We start from the raw sequence: 10,250 nt of genomic DNA on the forward strand, positions 1-10,250 counted from the left end.
AAAGGATGTAACAGAATGTTTGAACGCTTTTTTCCAGATAAATATCTGGATTCAGCATATGTAGTCAACTATGAAAAACTATACCAGGAGGGATACAGGGGGATTTTGTTTGATATCGACAATACCCTGGTTCCTCATGGGGCACCGGCAGATCCGGAAGCTGTCCGGCTTTTTCAGAAGCTTCGTGACATTGGCTTTTCCTGCTGTCTGGTGTCAAACAACAGGAAAAAAAGGGTAGAACCCTTTGCCGCTTCAGTAGGCGCTCAGTTCATTGAAATGGCTGCCAAGCCGTCCAGAAAAGGCTATGAAAGGGCCATGGAGAGACTTGGAACGAACACAGGGAATACGGTCTTTATCGGAGACCAGCTTTTTACCGATATATGGGGGGCTAAGAATGCTGGCCTTCGTAATATTCTGGTAAAGCCGATCAATCCCAAGGAAGAGATCCAGATCGTGCTGAAGCGCTATCTGGAGAAAATTGTATTACATTTTTATACCAAGGAGGAGAAGAATTCATGAACCATATTGTGGTGATCGGATTTATGGGGTCTGGCAAGACAAGAGTGGGGAAACGTCTGTCCAGTGACCTGGGACTGACATTTGTGGATGTGGACAAGGTGATCGTTAAGAAGATGAACATGTCCGTAAAGGAGATTTTACAGAAATTTGGAGAGCCATATTACCGTGCTCTGGAAACTATGACTGTGAAAGCTCTGATTGAAGATAAAGAAAGAAAAGTGATTTCTCTTGGCGCAGGTCTTCCGGTTCAGGAGCAGAATGAGCAGTATATTAAGCAGCTGGGTACAGTTGTTTACCTGAAGGGGTCTGCTGAGACTCTCCGCAAGAGGCTTGAGGGAAATAGCAATCCTCTTCTGGAAGGCGAAAATCAGGATGAAAAGATCAAAAAGCTTCTGAAACAGCGTGATCCGATTTATCATAAATTTGCAGATATTGAAGTTGTGACAGGAGTGAAGCCTTTTGAGGAACTAATCAAGGAAATTGAAGGACAGCTTCCGTGAATACAAAAGTATTTTGCCATAATATATGGGAAAAACAGGAAAATTTGGCTGCATATGAAAAAAAGTAGTTGAAAAAATGGTACATATATAATAAAATATTTCTAGTCATAAGCACTATAAGGAGGAAAAATTAATTATGATTTCAGCAGGTGATTTCAGAAACGGTGTCACAGTAGAAATTGATGGCAACGTTTGTCAGATCGTAGAATTCCAGCACGTTAAACCGGGTAAGGGAGCTGCTTTCGTTAGAACCAAATACAAAAATATTATTACAGGATCCGTGTTAGAGAAATCTTTCCGTCCTACAGAGAAATTCCCTACAGCACGTATCGAGCGTGTTGATATGCAGTATCTCTACAGCGATGGCGGATTATATTACTTCATGAACGTAGAGACATTTGACCAGGTTGGTCTTACAGAAGAGCAGGTTGGCGATTCTCTTAAATTTGTAAAAGAGAATGAGATGGTTAAGATCTGTTCTCACAATGGCAATGTATTCGCTATTGAGCCTCCGTTATTCGTTGAGCTTGTAGTTACAGAGACAGAGCCAGGATTCGCTGGAAATACAGCTCAGGGTGCTACCAAACCGGCTATCGTTGAGACAGGAGCACAGGTAATGGTTCCGCTGTTCGTTAACCAGGGCGACAAGCTGAAAATCGACACCAGAACAGGCGAGTACCTGTCACGAGTATAAATAACTACAGAGCAGTTATTTATGAGCAAGTAGCGGATTGCGAATATTCCGTTCTAAATAGCATAAGCTGTTTATTTATGTGCCATCGGCGTATGCCGGTGGCATATTTTGTTTAATTGCAGACACATTTTATAAATTATGATATGAGTGTCAAAAGGTCTTTTGCCACTCATTTGATACCCCGGATTGCTCCGCAGCTACGCTGCTCCCGCAATCCTCCCAATATTTGAAATCCGCTGATTTACTGCGTAAATCGCTACTTTCTCATATTTGGCGTGTCCCAAGTTCAAACGCCTTATCGTGCAAGCACGAACGGCTTTTTGACCTTTTTGACACTGGTATCATAAATTATTATATATCAAAAATAAGGAGGAGCACAAATGAAATATACAACACTTGGAAAAACCGGTCTTAAGATTTCCCGTATGGGATTTGGCGGAATCCCCATCCAGAGAATTGACGCGGAAGGTACTAAGAAATTAATGAAGCAGCTGGCAGAAGAGGGTGTGAATTATATCGATACAGCCAGAGGCTATACGGTCAGCGAGGAGTATCTTGGTTATGCCCTTGAAGGAATTCGTGACAAATTTGTAATTGCCACCAAGAGTATGGCAAGAACCAGAGAAGCCATGGAAGCAGACATTGAGAAGAGCCTTGGCAATCTTCGAACCAATCACATTGACCTGTATCAGGTACACAACCCAAGCATGGAACAGCTGGACACTGTTATAGGTGAGGGCGGTGCCTTGGAGGCTTTATTGGAGGCGAAAGCAGCCGGTAAAATTGGTCATATCGGTCTGACTGCACATTCTACAGCTGTTTTTGAGCGCGCACTGAATCTGGACTGGGTGGAGACAATCATGTTTCCATATAATATCGTAGAAAACCAGGGCGACGAGCTGATCCGCAAATGTCAGGAGAAAAATGTGGGCTTTATTGCCATGAAGCCATTAGCAGGTGGTGCAATTGAGAATGGCACTCTTGCACTTCGTTATGTCTGTTCTAACCCGGCTGTTATTGTGGTAATCCCGGGAATGGCAGAAGTATCTGAACTGGAAGAGAACATTAAGGCATGCTCTGACACAGCACCTCTTACAGAGGCAGAGCTTGCAGAAATGGAACAGATCCGCCATCAGCTGGGCACCAATTTCTGCCGTCGCTGCAATTACTGTGCGCCATGTACGGTTGGAATCAGCATCCCAAGCGCATTCCTTTTCGCAGGATATCTGGAACGCTACAATCTGGCTGACTGGGCGAAAGACCGCTACGGCAGCATGGCAGTGAAAGCTTCTGCATGTGTGGGATGCGGCAAGTGCGAGACAAGATGCCCATATCATCTGCCAATCCGGGAAATGCTGAAGAAGGTTGCAGAAGAATTTGGAGAATAATAAAAACTGCCCTGTGCGACTCTAATGGTTTTTCAGATAATTTTGCAAAAAAAAGAAAAAATGTATTGACTCTATAGTAACTATATAGTTTACTATAAAGAAGCCTTAAGAAAACCTTATAGCAACTACAAAGTTGCGGATAAGAAAAATAAGTGATACTGACCACGGAGTGAACAGTATCGAATACACGAAAACAGGATCTGATCAAGGAGGATTATGATGAAAAAACTGGTGGTTATGGGATTAGCAATGGCAATGACAGCGGCTATGGTAAATGGTGTATGTGCTCAGCCGGTACAGGCAGCTGATGGAGAAGGACTGAAGGTAGCACTTTTACTTTCCGGAGCAGCAAATGACCAGGGCTGGAATCAGACAGCATACGAAGGAGCACAGAAAGCCTGTGAGAAATACGGATACGAACTGGCTTACACAGAGAACCTGGAAGTTGCTGATATTTCCGCCGCTTTTGCTGACTATGCAAGTGCAGGTTATGATGTGGTAATTGGTCACGGATATGAGTTCGGTGATCCTGCACTGGAAGTTGCAGAGACCTACCCAGACACCAAATTCATCTGCACAGAGGCTGACGCTTCCGCTGACAACGTAGCTTCCTACGTTATGGCATGTGAGCAGACCGCTTATGTAGAAGGAATCATTGCTGCTTCTACTTCTGAGTCTGGTAAACTTGGCGCCATCGGACCGATCCCTGGAGATTCCCTTGTAAAGATCATTAACGGATATGAAGACGGAGCAAAATCCGTAAATCCTGATATCGAAGTTCAGACAGCCTGGACAAACTCTTTTGTTGATACACAGCTTGCACAGGAAGCTGCAAAAGCTATGATCGACAATGGCGTAGACGTAATCAAGCATTGTGCAAATGCTTGCGGAAACGGTGCAATGACAGCAGCTGTTGAGGCTGGAATCTGGTGCCAGGGCGATTCTTACGATCAGAGCTCTTTAGCACCTGACAATATTCTTGATTCTGCAATTTACAATCTTGATGTTGTAATTGATACTGCCCTTGGCAGCGTTGCAGACGGAAGCTTTGAGGGAGATGTTTACAACCTTGGTATGGCAGATGGCGCAGTAGAAGTTCTCCTTTCCGACAATCTTTCCGATGATGTGAAAGCAACTGCACAGGATGCAATTGATAAGATCGTTTCCGGCGAGCTTGAAGTTGAGCGCGACTACACAATGAGACAGTAAGAAATCGGATTTGTAACCGCGGATTGAGATATCTGTTTTTATAAAAATGGCTCGCAATCTGAAATCCGGCAACTGATTGTTCAAAGACAAATGAAGCTGAAATGGAGGAAAGTTATCAATCAGTCAGTGGAGATAACCTTCCGAAGTTTCAGCTTTTTAAAACACTTTAATTATTCGATACCAGTGTCAAAAGACCTTTTGACACTCATATCATTATACGAGAAAAAGGAGAAAACCATGTCTCTTCTTCAAATGAAACATATCTGTAAATCATTTTCCGGCGTATATGCAAATGAGGATATCAACCTGACGGTAGAAAAAGGTGAGATCCATGCTCTCCTTGGTGAGAACGGAGCCGGAAAGACCACACTTGTTAATATTATATTTGGTCTGTACACTGCAGACAGCGGTGAAATTTTGTGGAAAGACAAGCCAGCGGATTTTGCCTCTCCAAGGGAAGCTATCGATGCAGGCATTGGAATGGTCCAGCAGCATTTTTCCCTGGTAAATAAAATGACAGTTCTGGATAACATTGTTCTGAATCTGAAGGACAACTCCTTTTTCCTGGACAGAGCTGCTGCAAAAAAGAAGCTGACTGATCTGGCAGAAAAATACGGACTCTACGTGAACCCGGATGCTGTGATCAGTGATCTGTCAGTGGGAGAACAGCAGCGCGTGGAAATCCTGAAAGCATTATACAGAAATGTAGAACTTCTGATTCTGGATGAGCCTACTGGCGTACTCACCCCTCAGGAAACCACACAGTTTTTCGATGTTCTCCGCAATCTGAAAAAAGAAGGCTATGGAATCATTATCATCACCCATCGTATGAGCGAGATTATGGCAATCAGTGACAAGGTTACCATTCTTCGGGATGGCAGACAGGTGGCAGATCTTGTGACTGCAGACACCAATCCGGAAGAGCTGTCTGCCTATATGATCGGACGAGAGCTGAATGATGACTATCATATAGAAGGTTCTCCCAAAAAAGATATTATGCTGGAATTGAAAAATGTGTCCAATCATCACAGAAAACACAGCCGTCATAAGCTTGAGAATATCAGCCTTACCATTCACAAAGGGGAAATCCTTGGAATTGCCGGTGTGGAAGGAAACGGACAAAAAGAGCTTGCAGAGGTGATCACCGGAATTCAGAAAACCGGTGAGGGCGAAATTCTTCTGGACGGACAGAATCTGGCAGGAATCAATATCCGCGGACGTTATGAAGCAGGTGTTTCCTATATTTCAGAGGACAGATTGTCAGACAGTCTGATCACCGGAATGAACATTTCAGAAAACCTTGTTCTCCGGGAATATGGGAAGCCTCCATTTGCAAACCATTCTATTATAAACAAAGCAGCTATTCGTAAAAATGCAGCAGAAAAAATGAAACAATATCAGGTGCGCGCATCCGGAAAGTCGGGGATTGATACGCTTGTAAAGCTTTTGTCAGGTGGAAACCAGCAGAAGCTGATCATAGCCAGAGAGCTGAACGATCATGCAAAAGTGATCGTGGCAAGTCAGCCTACCAGAGGTCTTGACATCGGTGCTACAGAATTTGTCCGTCAGCAGCTTATAGATCAGAGAAATGCAGGAAAAGGTGTTATGCTGATATCCGCAGACCTGGAAGAAATTATGGCGTTAAGTGACAGGATCGCAGTGCTTTTTGGTGGAAAAATCGTGGGAATCCTGAATAGAGAAGAAGCTACTGTACAGAAAATCGGCCTTCTCATGGGCGGAATTTCAGAAGAGGAGGCAAGATAATGGAGAAGGAAAAAAGAACAAGAGGGATTACAGATGTACTTCTGATTCTTGTGATTACAATTCTGGCAGGTACGGTTTTGATCCTTGCATGCGGCGCAAGCCCGATGGAAGCATACGGTCTTTTCTTCCGTGGAATCTTTGGAACACCTGCAGGATTTGCAGAAATTTTTGTAAAAGCATGCCCGCTGATCCTTACAGGTCTTGGCTGCGCAGTAGCATATCGTACCGGCTTTTTCAACATTGGTGCAGAAGGACAGTTTTATGTAGGGGCAATGGCAACTACCATGGTAGCTCTGAACTGGACGGCTGTTCCGGGAATACCAAGAATTATCCTTTCCCTGGTAATCGGATTTCTGGCAGGTGGCGTGTGGGCGCTGATTGCAGCAGTGTGCAAAGCGAAATTCAATATTTCCGAAATTATTGTCACTATTATGCTGAATTATATTGCAATTAATTTTCTTGGCTATGCAGTCCGTTCTTTTTTGATGGACCCGGAAGGAAATGTTCCGCAGTCTGCGAAAATTGACAAAGCCGTACAGCTTGGAACCCTGATCCGGGCAACCCGTTTTCATGCAGGTATTCTGATCGCAATCATCTGTGTACTTGTAGTATGGTTTTTCCTGGAAAAAACAACTATGGGATACGAATTGAAGGCAGTTGGACTGAACAAACGTGGAAGCACCTGCAACGGTATTTCTGTTATGAAAAATATTGTGCTTTCTGCCTTTTTAAGCGGCGGACTTTCTGCAGTGGCAGGTGGAATCGAGGTTCTTGCCATTCAGAAAAAGCTTCTGGAGGGAATCTCCTCAAACTGTGGCTATACGGCTGTTTTGATCGCACTTGTGGCATTTAACAACCCTATTGGCGTATTCTTTGTGGCAGTGCTTTATGCAGCAATGCAGGTAGGTGCAAGCTCCATGCAAAGACAGCTTGGAGTACCGTCTGCAATCGTTAACATTCTAATCGGTCTGGTTGTTGTTTTGATCCTGGGAAGAGAACTGTTCCATTTCAAAAAGAGACAGGCAAAAGTTGGAAAAGGAGGAAATGCGTAATGCTTCAGCAGATTTTCAGTTTAAGCTTTATGACGGCTTTTCTGGCCGCAGCAGTTCGTCTCGCAGTGCCGCTTATGTATGGCGGAATTGGTGAGACCATTGCGGAAAAATCCGGTATTCTGAATATCGGAATGGAAGGTGTTATGCTCAGCGGTGCATTCTTTTCCTTTGCAGGTGCCTGGTATTCCGGCAATCTGTTTGTGGGACTTCTGTGCGGTATGGCAGGAGGACTTGTAGTCAGTCTGCTTCACGGACTTCTTTCCATTACACTGATCCAGAACCAGTCTGTTTCCGGTCTTGCCATCAACATGCTTATGCTTGGCGTCACCAGCTTTTTGTTTAAATTAATGTCAAATGGACAGGGCTATCAGCAGATCGAGACCTTCCCAAACATTGCCATTCCAGGATTGTCAAAGATTCCGCTGATCGGAGATGCATTTTTTAACTGCGATTTTCTGACCTATATCCTTTATGTACTCCTGATCCTTACCTGGATTTTTTACAAAAAAACCAATCTGGGGCTGTCTTTTATGGCAGTGGGAGAGCACCCGCGTGCAGCAGAATCCGCCGGCATCCAGGTGAAAAAATACCGCTGGATCGTGATGGTGTTCAACGGAATCCTAGGAGGAATCGGCGGTGCATATCTGGTACTGGTACAGCTTGGCGTTTTTACGGAAAATATGATTTCCGGCCGTGGCTATATTGCTCTTGCAACTGTTATTCTTGGACGATATACACCTTTTGGAATGTTTGGAGCAGCTCTTTTGTTCGGAGCAGCCAATGCCCTGCAGATTCGTCTCCAGACCATAGGTGTATCCATCTCCCCGTTCCTTCTGGCAATTTTGCCATATGCGCTGACCCTTATTGCAATGCTTGGGGCTGCCGGAAAGAACAGTGAACCAGAAGCTCTTGCTAAGCCTTATGTAAAAGGCTCAAGATAGGAGTATCTATGGCAAATAAAGAGTATCTGAATGTAAATGAGCTGGCGACCTTATTCGGATTGAACGTGCAGACCCTGCATTATTATGACAAAATCGGAATTCTGAAGCCCAGCTACAGAGACCCGAAAAACGGATATCGGAAATATCGTTTTGATCAGACTTATAAGCTTGCATCCATCCGCTATATGCGAAAACTGGGTTATTCCATTGAGGCAGTCCGGGATTTTCAGGACACAAAAAGTCCTGATGAGGCGCTTAAAAGACTGAAGGAGCGTTCCGCAGCCATTCATGCCCAGTGGGAAGAGATGATGCGGATCGACCATGCGATTTTGCGAAAAATACAGTTTATTGAAGATTCGAAAGCAGGAATTGATTACGAAAATATCCAGGTGGTGAAATATCCAGAGCGAAAATATATTCCCATCGGAGCAGAAGAGGAGCTTTATGCAGGCGAATCCTTCTACTTTTATCCAACCATTGTATTTTATGGGGAAAATAGCAAGGAATTTGGAGCGCTTCTTACAGATGCCGTTCCAGAGGAAAATGCGGAGATACGCACGATTCCTGCAGGAACCTATGTTGTGGGGTATCACAAAGGGGCATATGAAGAGATTCAGGACAGCTTTAAAAGGATAAAGGAATGGGGACGGAATCTGAATCTGGAGGATACCATTCTGGCGCTGAATATCATCGACCAGTTTGTGGAACAGGATAATGATAATTATTCTACCAGGATCGAGGTCAGGATTGCAGATACAAAATAGAGGAAAAGCGATGCGAGAAAGAGAAAAAATGCAATGATTAAGAATGTGAGGGACAAAAAATGGCAGTAAAGATTTACCACGGAGATATTTTGTTTACACCGTCAGCAGACAGGTTAGAGATTCACGAAAACAGTTATATAATTGTAGAAGATGGAGTGGTTTCACAGATCTGTGAAAAGATTCCGGAGCAGTATCAGGGCGCAGAGGTTATAGATTACGATGATAAGCTGATCATTCCGGCTTTTTCTGATCTTCATGTACACGGAGCACAGTATGTACAGCGCGGAATCGGTATGGACTGTCTGCTTTCCGACTGGCTGAATCATTATACATTTCCGCAGGAATCCCGTTTCCAGAATATGGAGTATGCAAAAAACTGCTACGATGCATTTGTAGATGATATGCTCCGCCATGGTACCTTCCATGCCAATGTTTTTGCAACCATTCACCGTGAGGCCACAAACTATCTCTTTGATAAAATGGAAGAGAAAGGCATGTATGGTTATGTGGGAAAGGTGAACATGGACTGCAATTCTCCGGAATTTCTCACCGAGACCACAGAGGATTCCCTGAAGGAAACAGAGAAGTATCTGGCAGAACATGAGGGCAGCAAAAAGGTGAAAACCATTCTGGCTCCCCGTTTTGCCCCGACCTGCAGCAAGCCGCTGATCGATGGTCTTGGCAAGCTGGCAGCAAAATATCATTGTGGTGTGCACACTCATCTGGTAGAGTCTCTGTGGGAGGCACAGGAAGCTCTGAATCTGTTTCCGGGCTATAGTTCTGACGCAGAAATTTATGAGCGCGCAGGTCTGATGGATCACGGTCCGTCTATTTTCGCCCATGTTATTTTCCCAACTGAGGAAGATAAGCGGATTCTGAAAAAACATGGAAGCTTTTCTGTTCACTGCCCGGATGCCACTGTGAATATTATTGCAGGAATTATGCCGCTGCAGCATATGGAGGCTGAGGGACTGAAAATTGCCATGGGAACTGACATTGCCGGTGGCCATGGAATCGGCATCTACCGCCAGGTTGCAAGAGCCGTACAGTTATCCAAGCTGAAAGAATTCTACGAGCCACAGGAGAGTAAGACCATTACTATTACACAGGCATTCTACCATGCAACCAAAGAGTCTGGAAGTGTATTCGGTAAGGTTGGTTCTTTCGAAAAAGGGTATGCATTTAATGCCCTTGTGATTGATAATATGGAAGATCCATGGACAAAAATGACTGCAGAGGAGAAACTGGAGCGTTTCTGCTACATCGGAGATGACCGGAATATTAAGGCCAGATATATTGATGGGGAGCTGTTGGAGCAGGAATTTTAGAAATTTGCTATTTAATGTGTTGAAAAGTTCTTCAGTAGGGACGCATTTGGACAATGTGTATTACTCACTCGCCGGCGCAACGCTCCAGCGA

Annotated in this window: 10 protein-coding genes; all 10 read left to right on the forward strand. The window is 44.3% G+C overall.

Annotation, left to right across the window (positions count from 1 at the left end):
• Positions 1-15 precede the first annotated feature (15 nt).
• The 10 genes from LIZ66_RS16480 to LIZ66_RS16525 all read left to right on the forward strand — a co-directional run bounded on the left by LIZ66_RS16480 (position 16) and on the right by LIZ66_RS16525 (position 10,159).
• Positions 16-519 carry a YqeG family HAD IIIA-type phosphatase gene (locus tag LIZ66_RS16480; RefSeq protein WP_148461850.1) on the forward strand — a complete coding sequence of 168 codons (504 nt, stop codon included), beginning with the start codon at positions 16-18 and terminating at the stop codon, positions 517-519.
• A complete protein-coding gene (locus LIZ66_RS16485; protein ID WP_148461849.1) occupies positions 516-1,019 on the forward strand; it encodes a shikimate kinase in 504 nt (167 codons plus the stop codon). The genes LIZ66_RS16480 and LIZ66_RS16485 overlap by 4 nt, the downstream gene beginning before the upstream one ends.
• Before the next feature lie 136 nt (positions 1,020-1,155).
• Positions 1,156-1,713, forward strand: coding sequence for an elongation factor P (gene efp / locus LIZ66_RS16490; protein ID WP_118583940.1), 558 nt, complete (start codon positions 1,156-1,158; stop codon positions 1,711-1,713).
• A gap of 380 nt (positions 1,714-2,093) precedes the next feature.
• Positions 2,094-3,101 carry an aldo/keto reductase gene (locus tag LIZ66_RS16495; protein WP_195478674.1) on the forward strand — a complete coding sequence of 336 codons (1,008 nt, stop codon included), beginning with the start codon at positions 2,094-2,096 and terminating at the stop codon, positions 3,099-3,101.
• Between the two features lie 249 nt (positions 3,102-3,350).
• On the forward strand, positions 3,351-4,310 hold the full coding sequence (locus tag LIZ66_RS16500) for a BMP family protein (protein WP_408611572.1): 960 nt from the start codon (positions 3,351-3,353) through the stop codon (positions 4,308-4,310).
• 237 nt (positions 4,311-4,547) lie between these two features.
• Complete coding sequence (locus LIZ66_RS16505) at positions 4,548-6,074, forward strand: ABC transporter ATP-binding protein (protein WP_173770261.1); 1,527 nt, start codon at positions 4,548-4,550, stop codon at positions 6,072-6,074.
• Positions 6,074-7,126 (forward strand): ABC transporter permease, encoded by a 1,053-nt coding sequence (locus LIZ66_RS16510; protein WP_187566159.1) that lies wholly within the window; start codon positions 6,074-6,076, stop codon positions 7,124-7,126. Before LIZ66_RS16505 ends, LIZ66_RS16510 begins: the two co-directional genes overlap by 1 nt.
• Positions 7,126-8,067, forward strand: coding sequence for an ABC transporter permease (locus LIZ66_RS16515; RefSeq protein WP_148461845.1), 942 nt, complete (start codon positions 7,126-7,128; stop codon positions 8,065-8,067). The genes LIZ66_RS16510 and LIZ66_RS16515 overlap by 1 nt, the downstream gene beginning before the upstream one ends.
• Positions 8,068-8,075: 8 nt before the next feature.
• Positions 8,076-8,831, forward strand: a complete 756-nt coding sequence (locus LIZ66_RS16520) for a MerR family transcriptional regulator (RefSeq protein WP_148461844.1) — start codon at positions 8,076-8,078, stop codon at positions 8,829-8,831.
• Positions 8,832-8,890: 59 nt separating this feature from the next.
• Entirely contained in the window at positions 8,891-10,159 is a 1,269-nt protein-coding gene (locus LIZ66_RS16525; protein ID WP_148461843.1) for an amidohydrolase family protein, read from the forward strand.
• The last annotated feature ends 91 nt before the right edge of the window (positions 10,160-10,250 follow it).

This window comes from Blautia faecis (genome assembly GCF_020554845.1).
GTDB lineage: Bacteria > Bacillota > Clostridia > Lachnospirales > Lachnospiraceae > Blautia_A > Blautia_A faecis.

Coding starts and splice junctions, on each gene's coding strand:
- LIZ66_RS16510 (WP_187566159.1), top strand. CDS start 6,074: ATGGAGAAGGAAAAAAGAACAAGAGGGATTACAGATGTACTTCTGATT.
- LIZ66_RS16485 (WP_148461849.1), top strand. CDS start 516: ATGAACCATATTGTGGTGATCGGATTTATGGGGTCTGGCAAGACAAGA.
- LIZ66_RS16500 (WP_408611572.1), top strand. CDS start 3,351: ATGGCAATGACAGCGGCTATGGTAAATGGTGTATGTGCTCAGCCGGTA.
- efp (WP_118583940.1), top strand. CDS start 1,156: ATGATTTCAGCAGGTGATTTCAGAAACGGTGTCACAGTAGAAATTGAT.
- LIZ66_RS16520 (WP_148461844.1), top strand. CDS start 8,076: ATGGCAAATAAAGAGTATCTGAATGTAAATGAGCTGGCGACCTTATTC.
- LIZ66_RS16480 (WP_148461850.1), top strand. CDS start 16: ATGTTTGAACGCTTTTTTCCAGATAAATATCTGGATTCAGCATATGTA.
- LIZ66_RS16515 (WP_148461845.1), top strand. CDS start 7,126: ATGCTTCAGCAGATTTTCAGTTTAAGCTTTATGACGGCTTTTCTGGCC.
- LIZ66_RS16525 (WP_148461843.1), top strand. CDS start 8,891: ATGGCAGTAAAGATTTACCACGGAGATATTTTGTTTACACCGTCAGCA.
- LIZ66_RS16505 (WP_173770261.1), top strand. CDS start 4,548: ATGTCTCTTCTTCAAATGAAACATATCTGTAAATCATTTTCCGGCGTA.
- LIZ66_RS16495 (WP_195478674.1), top strand. CDS start 2,094: ATGAAATATACAACACTTGGAAAAACCGGTCTTAAGATTTCCCGTATG.